The 25,236-nt window shown below is 70.9% G+C and carries 20 protein-coding genes and 1 tRNA gene; 8 read left to right on the top strand and 13 right to left on the bottom strand.

The window, feature by feature from the left end; genetic code table 11:
- Positions 1 to 166: 166 nt before the first annotated feature.
- Entirely contained in the window at positions 167 to 1,882 is a 1,716-nt protein-coding gene (locus ACVKXF_RS16510; RefSeq protein ID WP_222658593.1) for a CTP synthase, read from the top strand.
- Positions 1,883 to 1,952: 70 nt separating this feature from the next.
- Here ACVKXF_RS16510 and gatB read toward each other — a convergent pair whose 3' ends face one another.
- The 7 genes from gatB to mnmA all read right to left on the bottom strand — a co-directional run bounded on the left by gatB (position 1,953) and on the right by mnmA (position 12,926).
- Positions 1,953 to 3,458 (bottom strand): Asp-tRNA(Asn)/Glu-tRNA(Gln) amidotransferase subunit GatB, encoded by a 1,506-nt coding sequence (gene gatB / locus ACVKXF_RS16505; protein ID WP_222660049.1) that lies wholly within the window; start codon positions 3,456 to 3,458, stop codon positions 1,953 to 1,955.
- Positions 3,458 to 5,002, bottom strand: coding sequence for an Asp-tRNA(Asn)/Glu-tRNA(Gln) amidotransferase subunit GatA (gene gatA, locus ACVKXF_RS16500; protein WP_340197394.1), 1,545 nt, complete (start codon positions 5,000 to 5,002; stop codon positions 3,458 to 3,460). The genes gatB and gatA overlap by 1 nt, the downstream gene beginning before the upstream one ends.
- Positions 4,999 to 5,298: an Asp-tRNA(Asn)/Glu-tRNA(Gln) amidotransferase subunit GatC gene (gene gatC / locus ACVKXF_RS16495; protein WP_111085021.1), complete on the bottom strand. Its 300-nt coding sequence runs from the start codon at positions 5,296 to 5,298 to the stop codon at positions 4,999 to 5,001. The genes gatA and gatC overlap by 4 nt, the downstream gene beginning before the upstream one ends.
- 53 nt (positions 5,299 to 5,351) lie before the next feature.
- Entirely contained in the window at positions 5,352 to 7,670 is a 2,319-nt protein-coding gene (locus ACVKXF_RS16490; protein ID WP_456796374.1) for a transglycosylase domain-containing protein, read from the bottom strand.
- Positions 7,671 to 7,870: 200 nt separating this feature from the next.
- Complete coding sequence (locus tag ACVKXF_RS16485) at positions 7,871 to 9,238, bottom strand: alpha/beta hydrolase (protein WP_456796373.1); 1,368 nt, start codon at positions 9,236 to 9,238, stop codon at positions 7,871 to 7,873.
- Between the two features lie 181 nt (positions 9,239 to 9,419).
- Positions 9,420 to 11,753: an NAD-dependent DNA ligase LigA gene (ligA, locus tag ACVKXF_RS16480; RefSeq protein ID WP_456796372.1), complete on the bottom strand. Its 2,334-nt coding sequence runs from the start codon at positions 11,751 to 11,753 to the stop codon at positions 9,420 to 9,422.
- 66 nt (positions 11,754 to 11,819) lie between these two features.
- On the bottom strand, positions 11,820 to 12,926 hold the full coding sequence (mnmA, locus tag ACVKXF_RS16475; RefSeq protein ID WP_340197390.1) for a tRNA 2-thiouridine(34) synthase MnmA: 1,107 nt from the start codon (positions 12,924 to 12,926) through the stop codon (positions 11,820 to 11,822).
- Positions 12,927 to 12,981: 55 nt separating this feature from the next.
- Here mnmA and ACVKXF_RS16470 point away from each other — a divergent pair, with 55 nt between their 5' ends.
- The 3 genes from ACVKXF_RS16470 to ACVKXF_RS16460 all read left to right on the top strand — a co-directional run bounded on the left by ACVKXF_RS16470 (position 12,982) and on the right by ACVKXF_RS16460 (position 15,521).
- On the top strand, positions 12,982 to 14,274 hold the full coding sequence (locus tag ACVKXF_RS16470; protein ID WP_456796371.1) for an MFS transporter: 1,293 nt from the start codon (positions 12,982 to 12,984) through the stop codon (positions 14,272 to 14,274).
- A gap of 346 nt (positions 14,275 to 14,620) precedes the next feature.
- Positions 14,621 to 14,701 (top strand) — tRNA-Leu (locus ACVKXF_RS16465).
- 118 nt (positions 14,702 to 14,819) lie between these two features.
- Entirely contained in the window at positions 14,820 to 15,521 is a 702-nt protein-coding gene (locus tag ACVKXF_RS16460) for a DedA family protein (protein WP_123313368.1), read from the top strand.
- A 63-nt stretch (positions 15,522 to 15,584) separates the two neighbouring features.
- Here ACVKXF_RS16460 and rdgB read toward each other — a convergent pair whose 3' ends face one another.
- From rdgB to murI, 3 genes are all read right to left on the bottom strand, one after another.
- Positions 15,585 to 16,178: an RdgB/HAM1 family non-canonical purine NTP pyrophosphatase gene (gene rdgB, locus ACVKXF_RS16455; protein ID WP_340197388.1), complete on the bottom strand. Its 594-nt coding sequence runs from the start codon at positions 16,176 to 16,178 to the stop codon at positions 15,585 to 15,587.
- On the bottom strand, positions 16,175 to 16,906 hold the full coding sequence (gene rph / locus ACVKXF_RS16450; protein ID WP_123313366.1) for a ribonuclease PH: 732 nt from the start codon (positions 16,904 to 16,906) through the stop codon (positions 16,175 to 16,177). Before rph ends, rdgB begins: the two co-directional genes overlap by 4 nt.
- 74 nt (positions 16,907 to 16,980) lie before the next feature.
- The gene (gene murI / locus ACVKXF_RS16445; protein ID WP_456796370.1) at positions 16,981 to 17,820 is read right to left on the bottom strand and encodes a glutamate racemase; all 840 of its coding nucleotides are present in this window, start codon (positions 17,818 to 17,820) and stop codon (positions 16,981 to 16,983) included.
- 155 nt (positions 17,821 to 17,975) lie between these two features.
- On the opposite strand from murI, the gene ACVKXF_RS16440 reads away from it, so the two are divergent.
- Positions 17,976 to 19,226: a nicotinate phosphoribosyltransferase gene (locus tag ACVKXF_RS16440; RefSeq protein ID WP_425340838.1), complete on the top strand. Its 1,251-nt coding sequence runs from the start codon at positions 17,976 to 17,978 to the stop codon at positions 19,224 to 19,226.
- An 88-nt stretch (positions 19,227 to 19,314) separates the two neighbouring features.
- On the opposite strand, the gene ACVKXF_RS16435 is transcribed toward ACVKXF_RS16440, so the two are convergent.
- From ACVKXF_RS16435 to ACVKXF_RS16425, 3 genes are all read right to left on the bottom strand, one after another.
- Positions 19,315 to 19,575, bottom strand: a complete 261-nt coding sequence (locus ACVKXF_RS16435; protein WP_123313364.1) for a DUF3039 domain-containing protein — start codon at positions 19,573 to 19,575, stop codon at positions 19,315 to 19,317.
- A gap of 62 nt (positions 19,576 to 19,637) precedes the next feature.
- A complete protein-coding gene (locus ACVKXF_RS16430; protein ID WP_456796369.1) occupies positions 19,638 to 21,209 on the bottom strand; it encodes an ABC transporter permease in 1,572 nt (523 codons plus the stop codon).
- A complete protein-coding gene (locus tag ACVKXF_RS16425; RefSeq protein WP_456796368.1) occupies positions 21,185 to 22,510 on the bottom strand; it encodes an ATP-binding cassette domain-containing protein in 1,326 nt (441 codons plus the stop codon). The genes ACVKXF_RS16430 and ACVKXF_RS16425 overlap by 25 nt, the downstream gene beginning before the upstream one ends.
- Before the next feature lie 298 nt (positions 22,511 to 22,808).
- Between ACVKXF_RS16425 and ACVKXF_RS16420 the strand changes: the two genes are divergently transcribed.
- Genes ACVKXF_RS16420 through ACVKXF_RS16410 form a run of 3 tightly spaced genes read left to right on the top strand, consistent with a single transcriptional unit; the run spans position 22,809 to position 25,143 of the window.
- Positions 22,809 to 23,504, top strand: coding sequence for a phosphocholine cytidylyltransferase family protein (locus tag ACVKXF_RS16420; protein WP_111085011.1), 696 nt, complete (start codon positions 22,809 to 22,811; stop codon positions 23,502 to 23,504).
- A gap of 44 nt (positions 23,505 to 23,548) precedes the next feature.
- Complete coding sequence (locus ACVKXF_RS16415; RefSeq protein WP_456796367.1) at positions 23,549 to 24,373, top strand: ABC transporter permease; 825 nt, start codon at positions 23,549 to 23,551, stop codon at positions 24,371 to 24,373.
- Positions 24,373 to 25,143: an ABC transporter ATP-binding protein gene (locus tag ACVKXF_RS16410; RefSeq protein WP_123313362.1), complete on the top strand. Its 771-nt coding sequence runs from the start codon at positions 24,373 to 24,375 to the stop codon at positions 25,141 to 25,143. Before ACVKXF_RS16415 ends, ACVKXF_RS16410 begins: the two co-directional genes overlap by 1 nt.
- The last annotated feature ends 93 nt before the right edge of the window (positions 25,144 to 25,236 follow it).

Raw genomic sequence — 25,236 nt, 5'->3', positions numbered from 1 at the left:
GCCGAGCGCGAGCGCGCCCCGAACACCCGACCGCCGACCGCCGACCGCCGGCCGGCGGCCGAGCGCGAGCGCGAGCGCGGCCCGAGCACCCGGCGACCCACCCGCGCAACGCCCACGGCGAACCGGGGTCGCGCCTCCCGGCAGTTCTGACGTACGATGGAATCCCGTGGCGGACACTCTCAGCAGCGGTACCCAGGCAAACACCCCGACCCCGAAGGTGACGAAGCAGATCTTCGTGACCGGCGGGGTCGTCTCGTCTCTCGGCAAGGGCCTGACGGCAGCAAGCCTCGGCAACCTCCTCACGGCTCGCGGCCTCAAGGTCGTCATGCAGAAGCTCGACCCCTACCTCAACGTGGACCCGGGCACCATGAACCCGTTCCAGCACGGCGAGGTCTTCGTGACCGACGACGGTGCGGAGACGGACCTCGACATCGGGCACTACGAGCGCTTCCTCGACATCAACCTGGCGCAGTCGGCGAACGTCACGACCGGCCAGGTGTACTCCACGGTCATCGCCAAGGAGCGCCGTGGCGAGTACCTCGGTGACACCGTGCAGGTCATCCCGCACATCACCGACGAGATCAAGCGCCGGATGCGCGAGCAGGCGGAGAACGACCCGCAGCCCGACGTCATCATCACCGAGGTCGGCGGCACCGTCGGCGACATCGAGTCGCAGCCGTTCATCGAGTCGGCACGCCAGGTCCGCCACGAGCTCGGCCGCAACAACGTGTTCTTCGTGCACGTGTCGCTTGTTCCGTTCATGAACGCCTCGGGCGAGCAGAAGACGAAGCCGACGCAGCACTCCGTGGCTGCGCTCCGCTCGATCGGCATCCAGCCCGACGCGCTCGTGCTGCGGTCGGACCGTCCGGTGTCGGACTCGAACAAGAAGAAGATCGCGCTGATGTGCGACGTGGACGAGGACGCCGTGGTGAACGCCGTGGACGTCCCGTCGATCTACGATCTGCCGACGCTGCTGAACAACCAGGGCCTCGACCAGGTCATCGTCGATGCGCTCAAGCTCGAGGCCGGCCCGGTCGACTGGACCGCATGGACCCCGGTGCTCCGTGCGGTGCACGAGCCGAAGAAGGACGTCACGATCGCCCTGGTCGGCAAGTACATCGACCTGCCGGACGCCTACCTGTCGGTCACCGAGGCGCTGCGCGCCGGTGGCTTCGCGCACGACGCGAAGGTCACGCTGAAGTGGGTCGTCTCCGACGACTGCACCACGCCCGAGGGCGCTGCGAAGCAGCTCGGCGACGTGGACGGCATCTGCATCCCCGGCGGGTTCGGGGTCCGTGGCATCGAGGGCAAGCTCGGTGCGCTGCGCTTCGCCCGCGAGCAGGGCATCCCGACGCTCGGCCTGTGCCTCGGCCTGCAGTGCATGGTGATCGAGTACGCCCGCCACGAGGCCGGTCTCACCGACGCGTCGAGCACGGAGTTCGACCCGGAGACCTCGACGCCGGTCATCGCGACCATGGCGGAGCAGGTGGACATCATCGCCGGCGGCGACCTGGGCGGCACCATGCGCCTGGGCCTGTACCCGGCGACGTTCACGTCGGGGTCGTTGGCCGAGTCGCTCTACGGTGCGCCCGAGGCGTCCGAACGCCACCGTCACCGCTACGAGGTCAACAACACGTACCGGCAGCAGATCGCGGACGCCGGCCTGGTGTTCTCGGGCACCTCGCCCGACGGCACCCTGGTCGAGTACGTCGAGCTGCCGCGCGACGTGCACCCGTTCTACATCGCCACGCAGGCGCACCCGGAGCTGCGCTCGCGTCCGACGAACGCGCACCCGCTGTTCGCGGGGCTCGTCGCGGCCGCGATCGAGCGCCACGAGGCGTCCAGCCTGTTCGACCCGCAGAACGAGGAGCAGGTCGCGTAACGCGATCGGTCTCTGACGGGAGGCGCGGTGCCAGCCGGCACCGCGCCTCCCGTCCGTCAACGGATCCCGTCTACGACTGCTGCGCGCGCTCCAGCACCAGCTCGCGCACGCGGGCGGCGTCCGCCTGGCCCTTCATGGCCTTCATGACGGCGCCGATGATGGCGCCGGCGGCCTGGACCTTGCCGTCCTGGATCTTGGCGAGCACGTCGGGCTGCGCGGCGAGCGCCTCGTCGACCGCGGCGGTGAGCGCCGAGTCGTCGGACACGACCTTGAGCCCGCGGGCCTCGACGACCTGGGCCGGCGAACCCTCGCCGGCGATGACGCCCTCGAGCACCTGGCGGGCCAGGCGGTCGGTCAGGTCACCGGACTCGACGAGCGCGATGACCTCGGCGACGTGCTGCGGCGACACGAGGTCACCGGGCTCGGCGTCCTGCGCGTTCGCGACACGGCTGATCTCACCGGTCCACCACTTGCGGGCGGCCTGCGGCGCGGCTCCGGCGGCGACGGTGCCCTCGACCTGGTCGAGCAGCCCGCCGTTCACGACGTCCTGGAACTCCAGGTCGGCGAAGCCCCACTCGCCCTTGAGACGACGACGGCGAGCCACCGGTGCCTCGGGCAGGGACGCGCGGAGTTCCTCGACGACCGCGGGGTCCGGCACGACCGGCAGCAGGTCCGGCTCGGGGAAGTAGCGGTAGTCGTCGGCGTCCGACTTCGGACGGCCGGCCGACGTGCGGCCGGTGTCTTCGTGCCAGTGGCGGGTCTCCTGCGTGATGGTGCCGCCGTCGGCCAGGATCGCGGCCTGGCGCTGGATCTCGTAGCGGATCGCACGCTCGACGGCACGGAACGAGTTGACGTTCTTCGTCTCGGTGCGGGTGCCGAGCTTCTCCTGGCCGCGGGGGCGCAGCGAGATGTTGGCGTCGCAGCGCAGGTTGCCGCGTTCCATGCGGGCCTCGGAGACCCCGAGTGCCCGGACGAGGTCGCGGATGACCTGCACGTACGCGGCACCGAGCTCGGGAGCGCGGTGCTCGGCGCCGAAGATCGGCTTCGTGACGATCTCGACCAGGGGCACCCCGGCGCGGTTGTAGTCGACGAGCGAGTACTCGGCGCCCTGGATGCGGCCGGTGGCACCGCCGACGTGCGTCAGCTTGCCGGCGTCCTCTTCCATGTGGGCGCGCTCGATCGGCACGTTGAAGATCGTGCCGTCGGCCAGTTCGACCTCGACCTCGCCCTCGAACGCGATGGGCTCGTCGAACTGCGAGACCTGGTAGTTCTTGGGGTTGTCCGGGTAGAAGTAGTTCTTCCGGGCGAACCGCGACGACTCGGCGATCGAGCAGCCGAGCGCGAGCCCGAGCTGGATCGAGTACCGCACGGCCTGCGCGTTCACGACCGGCAGCGACCCGGGCAGCCCGAGGTCGACCGGCGTCACGTTCGTGTTCGGCTCGCCACCGAAGAAGTTCGGTGCGTCCGAGAACATCTTGGTCTTCGTCGCGAGTTCGACGTGCACCTCGAAGCCGAGCACCGGCTCGTAGCGCTCCAGTGCCTCGTCGAAGTCCATGAGCGCGTCCTTCTGCGCCATCAGATCACACCTTCCTGCGCAGCCGACTGCTGACTCTGGTCGAGGTCCGGGATCCGGTCGATGAGCGGGGCACCCCACTGCTGCTCGAGCAGACGCTCGAGCGCCGCACCGTAGCGGTACAGGCGGGCGTCCTCGCGCTGCGGGGCCATGAGCTGCACGCCGACGGGCAGGCCGTCCTCGGGCGCCAGGCCGTTCGGGATGCTCATGCCGGGCACGCCCGCCAGGTTCGCGGGGATCGTGGTGAGGTCGTTGAGGTACATCGCGAGGGGGTCGTCGATGCGCTCACCGATCGGGAACGCGGTCGTCGGGGCCGACGGGCTGATGAGCAGGTCGACCTGTTCGAAGGCGGCCTGGAAGTCCCGCTGCACGAGCGTGCGGACCTTCTGCGCCGAGCCGTAGTACGCGTCGTAGTACCCGGCGCTCAGGGCGTAGGTACCGAGGATGATGCGACGCTTCACCTCGGGCCCGAACCCGGCTTCGCGCGTGGCGGCCATGACGTCCTCGACGGTGGCACCGTTCTCGGGCGTGACCCGGAGGCCGAAGCGCACCGAGTCGAACTTCGCCAGGTTCGACGAGGCCTCGGCCGGCAGGATCAGGTAGTAGGCGCTGATCGCGTAGGCGAAGGACGGGGCGTCGATCTCGACGACGACCGCACCGGCCGACTCGAGCAGGGCGACGGTCTCCTGGAAGCGCTGGGTGACCCCGGCCTGGAAGCCGTCGCCACCGGCGAGCTCCTTGACCACGCCGACGCGCAGGCCGCGCAGCGTGTCCGCCTGCAGTCCTTCGCGAGCGGCGGCGGCCATCGACGGCCAGGCGTCGGGGATCGAGGTGGAGTCGCGCGGGTCGTGCCCGCCGATGACGTCGTGCAGGAGCGCGGCGTCGAGGACGGTGCGCGCGACCGGGCCGATCTGGTCGAGGCTGGACGCCAGGGCGATCGCGCCGTAGCGGCTCACCCCGCCGTAGGTCGGCTTCACGCCGACGGTGCCGGTGACGGCGCCCGGCTGGCGGATCGAGCCGCCGGTGTCGGAGCCGAGCGCGATGGGTGCCTCGTGCGCGGCGACGGCAGCGGCCGAGCCACCGCCGGAGCCGCCGGGGATGCGGTCGAGGTCCCACGGGTTGTGGGTCGGACCGTACGCCGAGAACTCGGTGGTCGAGCCCATCGCGAACTCGTCCATGTTGGTCTTGCCGAGCGGCACGAGGCCGGCGGCACGGAGCTTGGCGACCGGGGTGGCGTCGTACGGCGGCACCCAGCCCTCGAGGATCTTCGAGCCCGAGGTCGTCGGCATGTCCTGCGTGCACAGGACGTCCTTGATCGCGATCGGGACACCGGCGAGGGGCCCGAGGTCGTCGCCGGCCGAACGGCGCGAGTCGATCGACTTCGCGACCGCGATGGCGTTCTGGTTGACGTGCAGGAAGGCGTGCACGTCGCCGTCGACCGCGGCGATGCGGTCGAGGTGGGCCTGCGTGGCCTCGACGCTCGAGACGTCGCGTGCCACGAGGGCGTCGGCGAGCGCTGCGGCGCTCATGCGCGTGATGTCGGTCACTGTTCTTCTCCCAGGATCGCGGTCACTCGGAACCGTTCGCCGTCGGAGTCGGGCGCCCCGGAGAGCGCCTGCTCCTGTGTCAGCGTCTGGCCGACGACGTCGGGTCGGGTGACGTTGCCGAGCGGCACGGGGTGGCTCGTCAGCGGGACGTCGTCGGTCGCGACCTCGGCGACCTTGGCGACGCTCTCGACGATGTGCGACAGCTCCCCGGTCAGCTTCTCGATCTCGTCGGGCGTGAGTGCGATACGCGCGAGGTTCGCCAGGTGCGCGACCTGCTCGCTCGTGATGTCAGGCATGGTGCTCCGTCGATCGGTTCGTGGGATGTCCGACAGTCTATTGGCCCGAACAGTCACTTCCCGTTCTGGTCGCCCGCTGCCGGAGCCGCCGTGGCGGCGGGAGCCGCCGGTGCGGCCGGAGCGGAAGGAGCAGTCGACTGCGTCGGCGTGGTCGGCGTCGTCTGGTCACCCTGTGAGTCCCCCTGTCCAGACGAGGATCCCGAGGACGACTGCGAGGACTGCGACTGCGACGAGTGGCTGGCCTGCCCGATCATCGCCTGGCTCGGAGCGGGCAGCGCGTCCCCACCGACCGTCTGGTCCAGGTACGCCATCATCGACTTCCCGACGCCGAACTTCGCGCTGTACCCGGTGGTCCCCTGCAGGAACGGCCAGTTCGCCAAGCTCACGTTCCCCTGCACGTTGCCGATCCAGGTGGCGTTCGTGTACTTCGTCGACGACGCCACGAGCCAGTTCTGCACGTCGCCGTCGGTCGTGCCGGTCTTCGCGAACTTCGGCACGCTGTCGCCCGGGTTCGCGCTGGCGGCGGTGCCGGAGCCCGACAGCACACCCTGCAGCGCGTAGTCCACGGTGCCGGCGACGTCCGCCGAGACGCCCTGCGTGCAGGACGACGGCGTCGGGGTGATCTTGGTGCCGTCCGACTCGGTGACCGAGTCGATGGCGGTCGGCGTGCAGACGACACCGCCGTTCGCGAAGCCCGCGTACGCCTCGGCGAGGTCGATCGGCGACAGCTCGTTGACGCCGAGGATCGACGAGGGGGTCTGCCCGAGGGCACCGCCGTCGGCGCGGTGGATCCCCATCGACTGGGCGAGCTGCGCGATCCTGCAGAGGTCGAGCTGCTTGCCCATCGCGCCGAAGGCGGTGTTGATCGACTCGACGGTGGCGGCCTGCACGGTCATCGAGGCCGGCACGGACTCGGCGTTCGCGACGGGCCACGTCCCGCCACTGACGTTCTGGCAGGAGTTGGTGAACTCCGAGTTCTGGAAGGTGTGCTCGGTGGTCGACACCGATTCGGACAGGGTGTGGCCGGTCGCGAGCCACTCGGCCAGGGTGAACACCTTGTAGGTCGACCCCGTCTGGAACCCGCCGGAGTTGCCGTACCCGGAGTCCGCGCTGTAGTTCACCGCGGTCGACCCCGCTGCGGCGTTGTCCCCCTGCGTGTACGACGTGTTCTGCACCATCGACATGATGCGTCCGGTGCCGGGCTCGACGGTGACGTTCGAGCCGCCGACGTCGACGCCGGCCATCGTGGACGGCACGTAGGTCGACAGCGCGGTCTGCGCCTGGCTCTGCAGGTCGAGGTCGAGCGAGGTGTGGATCTGCAGGCCCTTGGTGTCGAGGGTCGCGATGCGTGCCGCGGCGGTCTTGCCGAACGCCGGGTCCTGCAGCACCTGGTCGCGGACGTAGTCGCAGAAGTAGCCGGCGTCCGCGTTCGTCGCCGCGGTCGAGCAGCCGTTCGCGGTCTCGGTGATCTTCGGCGTGACCGGCGTCGCGATCGCCTTCGTCATCGCGGCCTTCGTGATCGACCCGTGCGCCTGCATCCGGCGGAGCACGTAGTCGCGGCGCTCCTTCGTCAGCGCGTACCCGTTGGCCGAGCCGTTGTCCTTGTCGCTCGGTACGTCGATGCGCAGGTTCGACGGGTTGTTGAGGATCGCCACGAGCGTCGCCGACTGCACGAGCGACAGGTCCTTCGCGTGCACCCCGAAGTAGTACTCGGCACCGGCCTCGGCGCCGTAGACCCGGCCGCCCAGCCCGACGATGTTCAGGTACCCGGTCAGGATGTCGTCCTTCGAGTACTTCTTGTTGACGGCGATCGCGTACCGCATCTCCTGCAGCTTCCGCTGCGGGGTGACGCCGGCAGCGTCCTGGTAGCAGGCCTCCACCTTCTTCGCCGTGGCGGCCTGGTCCTTGCCGGTGAGCTCCTCGCACTGCTGCACGAGGACGTTCTTGACGTACTGCTGGGTGATGCTCGACCCGCCCTGGACGTCGCCGCCGACGACGGTCGCGGCGACGCCGCGCAGCGTGCCGAGGACGTCGATGCCGCCCTCGTCGTAGTACCGGGGGTCCTCGGTGTCGATCGCGGCCTGCTTGAGCGTGTCCGCCATCTGGTCGGCCGTGACGTTCGTCCGGTTCTCGGCGTAGAACGACGCGATCTTGACCTGCTTGCCGCCCTTCGTCGCGTACACCGACGACACCTGCTGCGGCGTCTGCACGTCGAGGTAGCTCGGCAGGTCCTCGAAGAACGCGACCGCTCCGGAGGTGCTCTCACCCGCGACGGCGACCGCCGGTGTCACCGCGACGGCGACGAGCATGCCGGCGAGCACGGACATCACCACGAACATCAGGAGAGCACCAGGCCATCGCACCACACGCATGCCCGAACCGTAGGGAGGCGGGCTGTACTGGTTCTGCCGTGGAACCGACTGAGGCTGCGCCGTCGCTCAGGTTGCCGCTCAGGCACCACCCGACGCGGGTCGCGATCCGCGCGCGGTCGCGGATCCGGCCGGGAGGCCCGGCGCACGCCCGGCACGTCGGCCACCGGTCACGATCCGGTCACGCCCGGGGCCGCACCGCGTCAGTCGCGCGGCTGCAGGTCCTGTGGACGGACCAGGTACATGTCGATCGACGCCCCGACGACGCCGTCGTCACCGGTGCTGCCACGTCGGACCTGCTCGCGGACGAGGTCGCCGCGGCCGACGCCGATCAGGGCGACGTCGTGCAGCGACGCGGTCCCGGGCTTGAGGTAGTCGTTGTGCCCGACCGGACGGCGGAACAGGTCGCCGGCGGCCAGCACGTCGGCCCCGCCGGCCAGGTCCATCACGGTGGCGCCGAAGGACGCACCGCCGGGATCCGTGCCGTAGTACCCGGACCCCGCGATCGGGTCGCTGTGCGCGACGCCGACGAACACCTCGTCCGAGGCGACGGCCAGCTCCGCCGACGACCGGACGTCGCTGCCCGGCGACCCGAGGACGGTGAGGGTGTCGGCGCTCATCCGTCCGGAGGCGAGCGCCATGAGCGCCATGGTCGACCCGTAGGAGTGCGCCACGATGTTCAGCCGGGGCTGGTCGCCGTCGCGGATCTGCCGCAGACCGTCGACGGTGCGCTCGAGTCGCTGTGCTCCGGTGTCGGCGAGGCTGAGCGACATGATGTTCGACAGGTCGGGCGTGCGGTAGCCCATCCACGCCACGACGGCGACGCCGGACCCGTCACCGGAGCCACCGGCTGCCAGCGGTGCGAGGGTCGCCTGCTCGCTCGCCAGGTCGTTGGCGGTGTTCGTGAAGTCGGCCATCTGCCCCGTCACGGTGAAGAACATCCCGGGCACGATGACGGTGACGTCCGCCGCCGTGTCGAGGTCGCCGATGCTGATCGCCGCTCGTCCCGCTGCCCGGGTGTCGAGCGTGACGAGGAACCGCTGCGGGTCACCGGGCTCGCGCCGCAGCGAGTCCCGTACCTGTCCGAGCATCGCGGCGTGGGCGGCACTCGTGTCGTGGTCGGCGAGGCCGCTGGCCAGGGTCGACCGGTTCGCCCGGTCGCGCACGGCGTAGGGCACGCCCTCGAGGTTGCCGACGATCGACGGCGCGTGCGCCAGGAGCGTGTCCTGTTCGCCGGCGTCGAGCCCCGCCCACCACTGCGCCACGACGGCCGCGGCGGGCGGGTCGTCCTGTGCGGTCGCCACCACGCGTCGGTCGTCCGCGGCACGGCGCAGGTCACCGGCGCCGAGGGTGCGGAGGTCGTCGAGGAAGGCACGTCCGTGCGCGGTCGCGACCGCGTCGACGTCGATCTGTCCCCCGGTCATGACCGGCTGGGGCACCGAGTCGCGTTCGGAGACCAGCGCGACCGTCACGGTGGCCGTGGTGGCGTCGGACGGAGGCGCGACGGGGGCCTCGATCACTCCGAGCGAGTGCATCGAGGCGGTGAGCAGAGCCGCGGCGATGAGCAGCAATCGGGTCTCCCCCTGGAAGGCCGTCCCGCCGTCCCCCTGCAGACGACGGGTGATGCTCTGTCGAGTGTAAGGAGAAAGCCCGAGGATCGGTCATGCGCGTTGCAACTTGTCCCCCGAACTGGGTGCGTCGGACGGCGCGCCGCGGCGTGCGGACACGTCGACGGCGTGCTCGCGGTCGGGCTCAGCCCTCGGCCGTGGTCTCCTCGGGTTCGGGGAGCGCGCTCGGGCCCTGGGTCACGAGCAGGTGGAACTGCTCGGCGTCGATGATCCGGAGGCCTAGCTGCTCGGCCTTCGTGAGCTTCGAACCGGCCCCGGGGCCCGCGGCCACGAAGTCGGTCTTCTTGCTCACGCTCGACGCCGCCTTGCCCCCGGCGGTGATGATCGCCTCCAGCGCACCTTCTCGCGTGTACCCCTCGAGCGATCCGGTGGCCACGACCGTGACACCGCTCAGGACACCGCCCTCGACCGCAGCACCGCCGGGGCCGGGGTGGTCCGGCGTGGTGAACTGCACGCCCGCCGCCGTCCAGCGGTCGATGATCTCGCGGTGCCAGTCGACCTCGAACCACGCGAGCAGGGCGTCGGCGATGATCCCGCCGACACCGTCGACCGCGGCGAGCTCCTCGCGCGAGGCGGCGCGGATCCGGTCGAGGGAACCGAAGTGGTTCGCGAGCGCCCGCGCCGCGACCGGTCCGACGTGGCGGATGCTCAGCCCGACCATGATGCGCCAGAGCGGTTTCGTCTTGGCCGCGTCGATGTTCGCGAGCATCTCGAACGCGTTCTTGGAAGGGTAGCGGCTCGGATCCCCGGTGTAGTCGGCACCGCGGGCGTCGGCGTCGAACGGCGGGTCGGTCTTCTTGCGCGCCCGGCTGAACGGGGTCACGCGCTTCGGCGCGCCGGCGTCGTTGACCTTCTCCATGCCGGTCTCGGCGTCGCGCACGATCACCTCGATCGGGACGATGTCCTGCATCGTCAGGTCGAACAACCCGGCCTCGGTCACGAGCGGCGGGGTCTCCGGGTGCAGCGGCTGCGTGAGCGCTGCGGCAGCGACCTCGCCGAGGCCCTCGATGTCGAGCGAGCCGCGCGAGGCGATGTGCTCCACACGACCGCGGACCTGCGCCGGGCAGCTCTTCGCGTTCGGGCAGCGGAGGTCGATGTCGCCTTCCTTCGCGGGGGCGAGCTCGGTGCCGCACTCCGGGCAGTGCGTCGGCATCACGAACTCGCGCTCCGTGCCGTCGCGCAGGTCGACGACCGGCCCGAGGACCTCGGGGATGACGTCGCCGGCCTTCCGCAGCACGACGGTGTCGCCGATCAGGACGCCCTTCGCCTTGACGACCTGCTGGTTGTGCAGGGTGGCCTGGCGCACGACCGACCCAGCCACCTCGGCCGGGGCCATCACGGCGAACGGCGTCGCACGACCGGTGCGGCCGACGCTCACCACGATGTCGGTGAGCGTCGTGTGGACCTCTTCCGGCGGGTACTTGTACGCGATCGCCCACCGGGGTGCCCGTGACGTCGAGCCGAGTTCCTCGTGCAGGGCGAGGTCGTCGACCTTGATCACGACGCCGTCGATCTGGTGCTCGACCGAGGCGCGGCGGTCACCCGTCGAGCGGACGAAGGCGTTCACCTCGTCGATGGTGTCGAAGACCCGGTAGTGGCTGCTCGTCGGCAGCCCCCACGTCTCGAGCAGCTCGTACACCTCGGACTGCGAGCGGACGTCGGTCTCCTGCTCGAGTTCGCGCACGGGCCACGCGCCGATGCCGTGCACGAGCATCCGCAGCCGCCGGATCCGGTCGACCATGAGCGCGCGCTTCGCCTCGGACTTGCCCTCCTCCTTCTGGCGGAGGGACCCGGCGGCGGCGTTGCGCGGGTTGGCGAAGACCCGCTCCCCCGCCTCGCGCTGGTTCGCGTTGAGCTCGTCGAACTCGGCGACCGGGAAGAAGATCTCACCGCGGACCTCGACCAGGGGCGGGTGGCCGGTGCCCGACAGGCGGTCTGGGATCGTGCCCATCGTCCGGACGTTGCCGGTGACGTCCTCGCCGACCACGCCGTCGCCGCGGGTGGCCGCCGACACCAGCCGGCCGTGCTCGTAGCGCAGGTTGATGGCGAGGCCGTCGATCTTCAGCTCGGTCAGGAAGCGGACGCGCTCGGCACCGGCGTCGCGCTGCACCTTGACGGCCCACTCGGTGAGCTCGTCCGGGCTGAACACGTTGTCGAGCGAGAGCATGCGCTCGGCGTGCTCGACCGGCGCGAACTGCGTGGTCTGCGCCTGGCCGCCGACGGTCTGGGTCGGGCTGTCCTCGGTCAGGAGCTCCGGGAAGCGCTGCTCGATCGCGTCGAGCCGCCGGACCAGCACGTCGTAGTCGGCGTCGGCTTCGGGCGAACCGTTCTCGCCCTGGTAGTAGGCCTGTCGCAGCTCGTTGATGCGTGCCCGCAGCCGGTCGACCTCGCGCCCGGCCTGGGCGGCGTCGAGCCCGTCGGGGTCGATGGTCTCGAACGTGGCGTCGGTCTCGCTCATGCCATCAGTTCTACCGCCTGCCACCGACGCGGTGTGCAGCGAGCGTGTGCCCCGGGAGCGGCGGGGTCAGGCGTCGACGGGGACGGCGCTGACGGTGCTGTCGATCGTGCACTGTCCGAGCACCCGCGTGCCGACGTAGACCACGGCCGTCTGCCCGGGTGCGACCCCGTGCAGCGGCTCGTCGACGTCGATCACGAGCACGTCGTCCTGAACCCGCGCGGTCGCGGGCACCGGGTCGGCGTGCGCGCGGATCTGCACGTCGCAGGCGAACGGCGTCGCCGGGTCGGCCGGGGCCGTCCCGGCCCAGGTGAAGCGCGAGCCCGACATCGACGTGACGGCGAGGGCTTCCTTCGGGCCGACCACGACGGTGTTGTCCTTCGGGCGGATCTCGAGCACGAAGCGCGGCTTGCCGTCCGGCGCCGGGCGACCGAGGGCCAGTCCCCGTCGCTGACCGACGGTGTAGCCGGTCGCGCCATCATGCGAGCCGACGACCGTGCCGTCGCGCTCGACGACCTCGCCGGGCGCGGTGCCGACGCGGTCCGCCAGCCAGCCGCGGGTGTCGCCGTCCGGGATGAAGCAGATGTCGTACGAGTCCGGCTTCTGCGCGACCGTCAGGCCACGCTCGGCGGCCTCGGCCCGGACCTCGTCCTTCGACGGGGTCGCCCCGAGCGGGAACATCGCGTGCTGCAGCTGCTCGGCGGTCAGGACCCCGAGCACGTAGGACTGGTCCTTCGCCCACGCTGCCGACCGGTGCAGTTCGCGCGAGCCGTCCGGTCCGGTGACGATCGAGGCGTAGTGCCCGGTCGCGACGGCGTCGAAGCCCAGTGCCAGGGCCTTCTCGAGCAGGGCGGCGAACTTGATGCGCTCGTTGCACCGCATGCAGGGGTTCGGGGTGCGGCCGGCCTGGTACTCGGCGACGAAGTCGTCGACGACGTCCTCCTTGAACCGGGCCGAGAAGTCCCACACGTAGTAAGGGATGCCGAGGGCCGCAGCGGCGCGCTGGGCGTCCATCGAGTCCTCGATCGTGCAGCACCCGCGGCTGCCGGTGCGGAGCGTGCCCGGCATCCGGCTCAACGCCAGGTGCACCCCGACCACGTCGTGCCCGGCGTCGACCGCCCGGGCAGCAGCCACCGCCGAGTCGACCCCACCGCTCATCGCCGCCAGAACACGCATGCCTCCAGGGTAACCCGCCGACGAAGCGGTACCGCTGGCGTACCGTTGTCGTGCGATGGCCACGACGGGGAACGACTCATTCGACTTCCGGTCCGTCCTGTTGTCCGGGTTCCTGCCGGCGGCACTGTTCGCGATCGGCGAGGGCGCGATCATCCCGATCATCCCGATCGCCGCCGACTCCCTCGGTGCGACCCTGGCGTTCGCGGGCTTCGTCGCGTCCCTCATCCTGGTCGGCGAGCTCATCGGCGACGTGCCGTCCGGCATCGTCGTCGCCCGGATCGGCGAGCGGAACGCCATGATCGGCGCCGCCCTGGTGTCGGTCGGCGGACTCGTCGTCTGCACGACCGCGGCGAACGCGTGGGTGCTGGCGCTCGGGGTGTTCCTGGTCGGTGTCTCGACCGCGGTGTTCGCACTGGCCCGGCACGCCTACATGACCACGGCGATCCCCGTCCGCATCCGCGCTCGGGCGCTCTCGAGCCTGGGCGGGGTGTTCCGCTTCGGGTACTTCGTCGGGCCGTTCCTCGCCGCCGGCGTGATCCACCTGACCGGCACCACCGCCAGCGCCTTCTGGATCCACGTCGTGTGCTGCCTGGCGGCGGCGACCGTGCTCCTGGTGCTGCGCGACCCGGCGACGGGCGCACGCGGTCTGCGGATGCCGCCACGGGCCTCCCGGTCGGGTTCCGACGCGACCGGCGTGACGGAGCCGTCCACCGACACCGGAGCGGTCTTCGTCGAGAAGGAGGCGCACGGGCTCTTCCGCACCATCCGCGCGAACGGCGCCGTCCTGCTGCGGCTCGGCAGCGGCGCCGCGCTCATCGGCGCCATGCGTGCCGGACGCCAGGTGATCCTGCCGCTCTGGGCGGTGAGCGTCGGGCTCGACGACTCGACGGCGGCACTGATCATCGGCATCGCCGGCGCCGTCGACTTCGCGCTGTTCTACACGAGCGGCCAGATCATGGACCGCTGGGGCCGCTTGGCGAGTGCGCTCCCCTGCATGCTCGGGCTGAGCATCAGCTACTTCCTGCTCGCCTGGAGCGGGCACCTCGACGCCCGCGTCGGCTGGTTCGTCGGCATCGCGATGGGCATGTCCCTCGCGAACGGCGTGGGCTCCGGCATCCTGATGACGCTCGGCGCGGACCTCGCCCCACGCGACGACCCGGCGCCCTTCCTCGGAGCCTGGCGGTTCACCGGCGACTTCGGGTCGGCCGCGGCACCGCTCGTGATCTCGGGGGTGACGGCCGTCGCGACGATCGCGGTGGCCAGCGGCGTGATGGGCGTGCTCGGCCTGATCGGCGCCGGCGTGCTGCTGCGCTACGTCCCCCGGTACCTGCCGCGGCAGCTGCGCTGACGCGCGCTGCACGGGGCGCGGCCGACGCACCGTGCGCGTTCCGCGACTCCGTGCGAGGTTCCCCGCTTCGTGCGCGCCTGCTGCGGCGCACGGAGCGGGCAACCCCGCACCGGGTGACGACCGGCGCACCGTGCGCACGTGCGCACCACCGCCCGGGAGGCCCCACGCACCCCCGCCACGAACGTCGCACCGTGTCGACACGGTCACCCACAACGCCGCTGGTCGCTTCGTGCGCGCCTGCTGCGGCGCACGGAGCAGGCAACCCCGCACCGGGTGACGACCGGCGCACCGTGCGAACGCACCGACGTCCGCCGAGCAGGGACCGCTCGGTAGACTGCCGCTGCTCGCGGGAGTGGTGGAATCGGTAGACACGCAGGATTTAGGTTCCTGTGCCCCAGGCGTGAGGGTTCGAGTCCCTCCTTCCGCACGGACCGTTGCGTGCTCGCGCATCTCATACCGCCGAGGGACGTCCGCGACATCGGCGAACGGTACCCTCGTCGTGCGGGTGACCCTCCCGTCACCGCATCTGCACGACCGGAAGAGACATGCACTCCGTCGCACTCGCCCTGATCCCATGGCTGGATCCGCAGTACATCCTCGACCACTTCGGGGCCGTCGCCGTGCTCGTCGTGTGTGCGATCGTCTTCGCGGAGACCGGTCTGCTGATCGGCTTCATCTTCCCGGGCGACAGCCTGCTCGTCATCACCGGCCTGTTCGCGTTCGACCGCGGCGGCGAGATCGGCGGCATCCCGATCTGGGTCGCGGCACTGATGATCGGCGCCGCGGCGTTCCTCGGCGGGGAGCTCGGCTACTTCATCGGCAAGAAGGCCGGTCCACCGATCTTCGAGCGCAAGGAGAGCGGACTGTTCTCCAAGGCCAACGTCGAGCGGACCAACGCGTTCTTCCACCGGTTCGGCCCGCTCGCGGTGATCCTGGCGCGCTTCGTGCCGGTCGTCCGCACCTTCGCCCCGATCGCCGCCGGCGTCGGCCGCATGGACTACAAGAAGTACTCGCTCTACAACGCGATCGGCGCCGTCGTCTGGGGTGTCGGCGTGACGTTCCTCGGGTACTTCATCGGGCACATCCCGTTCGTCGCCCACATCGTGCGCGAGTACATCGACATCATCCTGCTCGCCGCCGTCCTGGTGACCGTCGTGCCGATGGCGCTGACCTACATCCGGAACGCCCGCAAGGCGAAGAAGCACGAGCACCAGGCCGAGTCGCCGGCCGTCGACCCGCAGCTGTAACGGTCCGAACACGACAGGCCCACACCGTTCGGTGTGGGCCTGTCGTCGTCGCAGGTGGGCGGTTCAGCGCCCGAAGTGCTCCCGCACGATCGGCGCGATGCCGCGGAACGCCTTGCTGCGGTGCGAGAGCGCGTTCTTCTCCTCGCGGGTGAGCTCGGCCGACGAGCGGTCGGCGTCGTCCGGCCGGAACACCGGGTCGTAGCCGTGGCCGCCGTCGCCGACGGGCTCGGTCAGCACCTCGCCGTTCCACACCGCCTCGACGACGTGCTCGAACCCGTCGGGCGTCACGAACGCGGCAGCGCACACGAAGGCGGCGGTGCGCTCCACGACGCCCTCGAGGTTCTGCAGCAGCAGCGCGATGTTGTCAGCGTCCGACCGCGTGCCCGCGTACCGCGCCGAGTGGATGCCCGGGGCACCGTCGAGCGCGTCGACCGCGATGCCGGAGTCGTCGGCGAGCGCCGGCAGCCCGGTGTGTGCGACCGCCGCACGGGCCTTGATCAGGGCGTTCGCGGCGTAGGTGTCGCCGTCCTCGACCGGTTCGGGGCCGTCGTAGCCGACGAGCTCGACGCCCTCGCCCAGCGCCGACCCGAGGATCTCGCGCAGCTCGACGACCTTGCCCTGGTTGTGGGTGGCCAGCACCACCTCGCGGGACGTCACGCCAGGCCCAGGGCCGAACGCTGGATCGCCGCGAGCGACTGGTTGCCGGCCAGGCCCAGGTCGAGCAGGACGTTCAGCTCGTCGCGGTCGAACGGCGCGTGCTCCGCGGTGCCCTGCACCTCGATGAACTTCCCCGACCCGGTCGTGACGATGTTCATGTCGGTGTCGGCGGCGGAGTCCTCGGTGTACGCCAGGTCGAGCATCGGCTCGCCCGTGACGATGCCGACCGAGATCGCCTGCACGCTGTCGGTGAGCGGGGTGGCCTTCTTCGCGATGAAGCCCTTGCCGCGGCCCCACTCGATCGCGTCGACCATCGCCACGTAGGCGCCGGTGATCGACGCCGTGCGGGTGCCCCCGTCGGCCTGCAGCACGTCGCAGTCGATGACCAGGGTGTTCTCACCGAGGGCCTTCGTGTCGACCACGGCACGGAGCGAACGCCCGATCAACCGCGAGATCTCGTGCGTGCGGCCGCCGACCTTGCCCTTGATCGACTCGCGCTGCATGCGCTCGTTCGTCGAGCGCGGCAGCATCGAGTACTCGGCGGTGACCCAGCCGGTGCCCTTGCCGGCGAGCCAGCGGGGCACGCCGTTCGTGAACGAGGCGGTGCAGAGCACCTTGGTGTTGCCGAACGAGATGAGCGCGCTGCCCTCGGCCTGCGTGCTCCAGCCCCGCTCGATGGTGACGGGGCGGTGTTCCTCGGCCTGGCGGCCGTCGATGCGGGTGGTCATGGTGTCCTTTCGGTCCGGCCGGGAGGCGCGGTGCGGTTCGACGGAGCGGGCGGCGGCGAGCGGCTGGTCGCCGCTCAGGCCCGCCCACGGGGCAGCGTGATGGCGCCGGTCTCGAGGTGGCCGACGCGGACGATCTCGGGGCCGAGGAACCGGCGGGCGAGCCGCAGGAACCCGTCCTCGTCGTCGCCGGTCGACTCGAACGAGTACGTCGGAGCGGTCGTGGTGGTGCGTTCGAGGCCGTGCTCGACGAGCCGGCGGTAGACGTCGCTCGCGGTCTCCTCGGCACTCGACACCAGGGTGACGTCCGGGCCCATCACGTACTGGATGGCCGCGGACATCAGCGGGTAGTGGGTGCAGCCGAGCACGAGCGTGTCGACGTCGGCGGTGCGGATCGGGTCGAGGTACCCGGCGGCGACCTCGCGCAGTTCCGGTGACGAGGTGTCCCCCGCCTCGACGAACTCGACGAACCGCGGGCACGCCGCCAGGGTCAGGGTGACGTCCGAGGCCACCGCGAAGGCATCCTCGTAGGCGCGCGACGCGATGGTGCCGACCGTGCCGATGACGCCGATGCGCCCGGTCCTGGTCTGCTTCACGGCGGCGCGGGCGGCGGGCTGGATGACCTCGACCACCGGGATGCCGTACGCCTGCTCGTACCGTTCGCGGGCGTCGCGGAGCACGGCGGACGACGCCGTGTTGCAGGCGATGACGAGGGCCTTGACGCCCTGTTCGACCAGGTCGTCCATGACCTCGAGCGCGTAGCGGCGGACGTCGGCGATGGGCTTCGGGCCGTACGGCGAGTGCACGGTGTCGCCGACGTACCGGATGCTCTCGCGCGGCAGCTGGTCGATGATCGCGCGGGCCACCGTGAGCCCGCCGACCCCGCTGTCGAAGACTCCGATCGGTGCATCCGTCACGGTGACCAGCGTACCGACGCACGCTGCGGACGTCGGGACCGGCCACCTGCGCGCCGTGGGCTGCGCGCCCGAGCCCATCCGGGCCTCCCCACCGGCACGCCACTAGTGTCGACAAGGTGACCAGCGCACTCCTGACGGACCAGTACGAACTCACCATGGTCGACGCGGCCCTGAAGGACGGGACCGCCCACCGGCGCTGCGTCTTCGAGGTGTTCGCCCGGCGGCTGCCCGACGGCCGCCGGTACGGCGTGGCCGCCGGCCTCGGGCGGTTCCTGACCGCCCTCGGCGACTTCCGCTTCGGCGACGACGAGATCGGGTTCCTGCGCGACCGCGGGGTCATCGACGCGGGCACCGCGTCGTTCCTCGCCGACTACCGCTTCACCGGCGACGTCCGGGCGTACCGCGAGGGCGAGGTGTACTTCCCGAACTCCCCCATCCTGCAGATCGAGGGCACGTTCGCCGAGGCCGTCGTGCTCGAGACGCTCGCCCTGTCGGTGTTCAACGCCGACTCCGCCATCGCCTCGGCGGCCGCCCGCATGGTCTCCGCCGCCGACGGCCGCCCGCTCGCCGAGATGGGTTCGCGCCGCACCGGCGAGTGGAACGCCGTCGCCGCCGCGCGGGCCGCCTACATCGCCGGCTTCGGCGCGACGAGCAACCTCGAGGCCGGCCGCACCTGGGGCATCCCGACGATGGGCACGGCCGCGCACGCGTTCACCCTGCTGCACGACTCCGAGGAAGCGGCGTTCCGTTCGCAGCTCGACGCCCTCGGCAACGGCACGACCCTGCTCGTGGACACGTACGACATCGAGCAGGCCGTCGAGACCGCCGTCCGGCTGACCGACGGCAAGCTCGGCGGTGTCCGGATCGACAGCGGCGACCTGCCGTCCGTCGTCGCGGCGGTCCGGGCGCAGCTCGACCGCCTCGGCGCGACGGGCACGAAGATCACCGTCACGAACGACCTGGACGAGTACACGATCGCCGCGCTCCGGGCCGCCCCGGTCGACTCGTACGGCGTCGGCACCTCGGTCGTCTCCGGCTCCGGACACCCCGCCGCCGGCATGGTCTTCAAGCTCGTGGCGCACCAGTCCGCCGACGGCGACGACTGGGTCGCCGTGGCGAAGAAGTCGGCCGACAAGGCCTCGATCGGCGGGCGGAAGGAAGCCGGGCGTCGTCTGCGCAACGGTGTCGCCACGGCCGAGGTCGTGCTGACCGCCGGGCAGGTCGGCCCCGACGAGCGCCCCCTGCTCGTACCCGTCGTCACCGGCGGCGAGGTGGACCCGGCGTTCCTCGGGGTGCAGGGCGTCGAAGCCGCTCGGGCACACCACGAGCGTGCCAAGGCCGAGCTGCCGGCGGACGCCGCGCGCATCGGTCGCGGCGACCCCGCGATCCCGACCCTGGTGATCTAGCGCGCCGCTGCGCATCGCTTGGTGAGCAGAAATGGTCGGGTCCCCGAAGGCGACCCGACCATTTCTGCTCACGATGCGCGGGCTGCGTCTACTCGGCCTTCATCTTCTCGTAGATGGCCTTGCAGTCCGGGCAGACCGGGAACTTCTCCGGGTCGCGGCCCGGGATCCACTTCTTGCCGCACAGTGCCTTGACCGGCTTGCCGGACATCGCCGACTGCAGGATCTTGTCCTTCTTGACGTAGTGCGAGAACCGCTCGTGGTCGCCGGGTTCGATCGCTTCGTCTTCGAGGAGCTTCTCGAGCTCCCGGTCCATCACGTCGAGGCCGCCGCCTGGTTCCGTCATGCTCATGGGTCCAGGGTACGACGGTCTGCGCGCGGGCGCGCTGCGCTCCCTGCGCGTGCTCCGGAACGCTAGTTGCGCTGCGCCGCCGCCAGCAGGTCCGGTCCGCGTCGGTCGAACAGCCGACCACCCGCGACGATCCCGGTGACGAGCACGACCACGCCGATCCCGATGCCGACGGAGAGCGTCAGCATCGACCACGGCTCGGCGCCGCGGACGAAGGCGAGCACCGCGAGCCACGCGGCCGGGACGGTGCAGAGCACGATGCCGATCACCATCATCGACTGCGCGACCGTCGCCGTCACCCCGGCGGCCTGCGGCTGCTGGAACGGGTGGTCCCCCGGCCGCACGGTCGGGTAGGGCAGCAGGACGGACACGACGCTCGACAGCCCGAGTCCGGACAGCAGCGCGCTGGCGCTCACGCCGATCAGGAGCGGTAACGCCGTCCAGTCGGCGAACAACCAGGCGGACAGCGCCGAGCCGGCCACGATCGCCGGCGCACCGACGACGAGCACCGGGACGACGCGGCCCAGGCGGTCGCTCCACCCGGGAGCCCCGGAGGCGACGTGCAGCCACACCGCAGTGTTGTCGTACGAGACGTCGTTGTGCGGCAGGAACCCGGCGATCAGCGCCATCAGCGGCAACGGCACGAGCGCCGTCCAGTGCCACGGCACGCCGGCGACCCCGAGCGGGATGACGACGAGCGGGACGAACAGGATGATCAGGTACGAGGTGCGGTACCGCGGGTCGCGGACCCAGTAGGTCAGGGCGCGGGCGGCGACGGCGGCGACCGGGGTCGACCCGAGCCGGTCGAACCAGCCGAGCCCCTGGTACCGCCGGGTCCGGGTGCGACCGTCGACGGTGTCGAGCGCGCGACCGACGAGCGCCCACCACGCCCAGGTCAGCAGGGCGACGACGGCGATCGCGACGAGCAGCTTGAGGAACCCGGTCCCGACGTGGCCGCTGGCGACCTCGGCGGGCACGGCCCAGGCGGCGCCCCACGGCGTCCACCCGGCGACGTCCGCGACGCGCTGCATCTCGGCGCCCTCGGGGTCGAGCCAGTCGACGCGGAGCAGCAGCGACACCGTCGGGATCGCGAGCACGATGATCACGAGCGCGACGAGCCAACCGGCGTCACGGGACCGGTGCGGACCGATCAGCCGCGAGCCGACGGTGCAGCACACGCGGACCAGGAGCGCGCACGTGACGATCGCCAGCAGCCCGCCGACGACCGCGAGCACCCCGGTACCGGCGTCCCGCGCCCAGACCACGGACTGTGCGACCGCCACGACGACGACCCCGATGACGGGGATGCCGATCAGCCCGGCGACGACGAGGCCGACCGCGAGCGTGCGTCGGCCGATGCCGAACACCGCGAAGCGCCTCGGGTCGAGCTGGTCGCTCCGGCCGACCACGAGCGGGACGACGGTGAACGCGAACGCGATGAGCGTGCCGACCGGCACGGTGACCGCTCGGGCCGTGTCGGGGTCCGCCGACCGCAGTGCGACCGTCTGCGTCGCGACGAAGACGGCGGCGAGGAGTCCGACGAGACTGCCGAGCACGACGAACACGGACCGGCGGGCGCTGCCGCGGACCTCGCCCGCGAGCAGGTCGGCCCTCAGCCGGAGAAGCTGTGCAACCATTCCATGCTCTCTGCCACGACGCGGCCGCCCGCGAGTTCGACGAACTTGTCCTCGAGGCTCTTGCGGCCGCGCACCTGGGCCATCGTGCCCGAGGCGAGCACCTTGCCGCCGACGATGATGGCGACGGAGTCGCACGTGCGCTGGACGAGCTCCATGGAGTGGCTGGAGAGCACGACGGTGCCGCCACCGCGCGTGTACCGGCGCAGGATGTCGGTGATGGTCGCGGCGCTCACGGGGTCGACCGACTCGAACGGTTCGTCGAGCACGAGGACCCGCGGCGAGTGGATGAGGGTGGCGGCGAGGGCGATCTTCTTCGCCATGCCCACCGAGTAGTCGGCGACCTGGCGACCGAGTGCCTCGCCGAGCCCGAACGCCTCGGCCAGGTCGGTGCTGCGCTCGCGCGCGGTGGCACCGTCGAGGCCGCGCAGGGTGGCCGAGTAGTAGAGCAGCTGCGCGCCGGTGAGTCGGTCGAACAGCCGCAGACGGTCCGGCAGCACGCCGAGGCTCCGCTTGGCGGCCGTGGGGTCGGCCCAGACGTCGTGGTCGAGGACGGTGACGGAACCGGCGTCGGGACGCAGCAGTCCGGTGATCATCGACAGGGTGGTCGTCTTGCCGGCGCCGTTGGGGCCGACCACGCCGAAGATCGAGCCCTGACGGATCTCGAGGTCGACCTCGTCGACGGCGAGCGTCTGCCCGTACCGCTTGACGAGGCCGTTCGCGGCGAGCACGACGGGCTGCTGCTTCTGCGGGGCCTTCGGCGCAGTGGCCCGGGGGGCGCGCTTCTTGGCGGCGGGGCCGGTCGCGGAGCCCGCCTCCGCTGCGCCCGTCTCCGGTGCGCCCGTCTCCGGTGCATCCGCCTCGTGCGCGGCGGTCACCGGTGCGTCCCCGGTCGCGTTCGTCACGGACGTCGCGTCGCTCGCGGTCGGACCGGGAGGCACGGTGCCCGTCGCGCCGTCGGCCTTCGCCGGTCGCTTGGTGCGCTGCTTCGTGGTGCGCGCCTTGGCGGGTCGGGCGCCGGTGGTGGTCGTCGGGGCCGCTGCCGCGGCACGCGCCGCGGGACCGGGTGCGGCAGCCGACTCCGGCTCGGTGGTCGTGGGGTCGGTGGTCGTGGTGTCGGTGGCCGTGCTGTCGTCGGTCATCTCGTCATCAACGGAGGCGTCGCGCGCATCCGGTTCCCCCATGTCGTCGTCGTCGGCGTCGTCCCCCGCCGCGGCGTCACGCTCGTCGGCGTCGCTCGCTTCGGTCATCCAGGCAGCGTCGGTCGTGGCGTACACGTCCTCGTTGTCTGCTCCGGCGGCCATCGCCCAACCGTACCAACGCTCTCCGGACAGCGGGGAACCGCCTGCTCCAGTGTCACGAAATGAGTACGAAGCGCCGCTGACCTACCCCTTGAGCGGGTGTTTCCGTATCATTCACCAGGGCACGAAGGAGTGTTCACCACTTGGAAACCTGCTCCGGCGGGCTCTCCGACACCGCACAGCGGCAGGCCCGACGGGTCCGCGGCGTCTGGTTCTCGGCGAACTCGGACGTTCCGCGAGCAGACTCGACGAGGCCCGCCCGTGCCCCAGGGCGCGCGGGCGGACACCAGAAGGGACCAGCATGACCACGCAGATCGTGATCCTCGCAGCGGGGATGGGGAGCCGTCTCGGCCGCAGCCTGCCGAAGCCGCTCACGGAGCTCAGTGACGGCCGCACCATCATGCAGCAGCAGTTCGACAACATCCGCGCCGCGTTCGGTTCGAGCGCCCGCGTGACGATCGTCGTCGGCTACAAGTCGGAGCACATCGTCGAGGCCTTCCCCGACGCGTCCTTCGTCTACAACGAGTCCTACGACTCCACCAACACCTCGAAGAGCCTGCTCCGCGCCCTCAAGGCGACCGGCAAGAGCGGTGTCCTCTGGATGAACGGCGACGTGGTCTTCGACCCGATGGCGCTCGTCCGTGCGGCCGACATGATCGACGAGGACCACTCGTTCGTCAGCGTCAACACCGACAAGGTCTCCGACGAAGAGGTCAAGTACACCGTCGACGCCGAGGGCTTCATCCACAAGCTCTCCAAGCAGGTCGTCGGTGGGCTCGGCGAAGCCGTCGGCATCAACTACGTCTCGGCGAACGACAAGCAGGCGCTCATCCGCCAGCTCGGGCGCGTCGACGACCAGGAGTACTTCGAGGGCGGCATCGAGGCTGCCATCGCCGAGGACGGGCTACGCTGGTCCCCGATCGACATCTCCGACCTGTACGCGGTCGAGATCGACTTCGCCGAGGACCTCGAGCGCGCGAACAACCTGTTCGCCTGAACCTCCGTCAGGACCCCTTCGGCGGTTCCGCCCGAAGGGAAACCGTGACCACAGCGAGCGCGCCGACCGTGCCCGCGGCTGCCGCACCAGCGGCGACCCGGAGCGCCGGTCGGCGCTATCGTCATGCCCTCTGGTTGCTGACCGTCCGCGACCTGCGGGTCCGGTACTCGACCTCGGCGCTCGGCTACGTCTGGTCGATCCTCGACCCGCTCGTCATGTCGGCGATCTACTGGTTCGTCTTCACCCAGGTGTTCCACCGCGGTTCCGTCGGCGAAGACCCGTACATCGTCTTCCTGCTCTCCGCACTGCTGCCGTGGATGTGGTTCACGGGCGGCGTCTCGGACTCCACGCGGGCGTTCATCAAGGAGTCGAAGCTCATCCGCTCGACGACGATCCCCCGCACCATCTGGGTCGCGCGGATCGACGCGTCGAAGGGCATCGAGTTCCTGCTGAGCCTGCCGGTGCTGGCCGCGTTCGCGATCGCGACCGGTGCGCACCTGCACTGGCAGGTCGTCTTCTTCCCGTTGGCGATCGTGCTGCAGTGTGCGCTCGTGTACGGCCTCGGCCTGATCGTCGCCCCGCTCGTCGTCTTCTTCCGCGACCTCGAGCGCGCGACCAAGCTCGTCCTGCGGTTCCTGTTCTACGCATCGCCGATCATCTACGGCACGAACGCGCTGCCCGACGCCCTGCGCCCCATCGCCGCGGTCAACCCGCTCACCGGCATCTTCGGGATGTACCGGGCGGCGTTCTTCCCGAGCCAGCTCGACTGGTTCGAGGTCGGCGCATCGGTGGTCATCACGGGCATCGTCCTGATGATCGGCTTCGCGGTCTTCCGCCGGAGCGAGCACCGCGTGCTGAAGGAGCTGTGATGACCGCCACCGACCAGACCCGACGCACCGAGACCGTCGCCCCGGTGATCTCCGTGCGCGACGCCGGCATCTGCTTCAAGCGCAACCGGCGGGCGAGCCGCAACTTCAAGGACCTCTTCGCCGGACGAGGACGCCGCAAGCGCGCCGACGAGTTCTGGGCCCTCCGCAACGTGTCGTTCGACGTCCGCCCCGGAGAGGCGATCGGCGTCGTCGGTCGGAACGGTCAAGGCAAGTCCACGCTCCTGAAGCTCGTGGCCCAGGTGATGCTGCCGGACGAGGGACGGGTCGACGTCGGCGCCGGTGTCGCACCGCTCATCGAGATCACCGGCGGCTTCGTCGGCGACCTGTCCGTCCGCGACAACGTCTACCTCACCGCCGGCCTGCACGGCATGTCGCGTGCCGAGATCCGCGCCGCCTTCGACGAGATCATCGCGTTCGCCGAGATCGCGGACTTCGTCGACACCCCGTACAAGCACCTGTCGAGCGGCATGAAGGTGCGCATCGCCTTCGCGGTCATCTCGCGGCTCGACGAACCCGTCATCCTGGTGGACGAGGTCCTCGCCGTCGGCGACAAGGCCTTCCGCGAGAAGTGCTACAAGCGGATCGAGGAGCTCCTGGCCGGCGGCCGGACGCTGTTCTTCGTGTCCCACAGCGACAAGGACCTGCGCCGCTTCTGCGACCGCGGCCTGTACCTCGACAAGGGCCGGCTGCAGCTCGACGGCACCATCGAGGAAGCCCTGGCGCAGTACTCGGCCGACTACGGCGTCTGAACGGCTGGGGCACTCCCCCTCCACAACCCGGGCACCACGCTCCCCCTCCACAGCGACGGGGCCCGCGCGCCACACCAGGGCCCCACCGTCGGA

The sequence above is a fragment of the Curtobacterium sp. PvP017 genome, assembly GCF_054060195.1.
The sequence above is the reverse complement of the archived record's forward strand: the minus strand, read 5'-3'. Positions and strand labels throughout refer to the sequence as shown.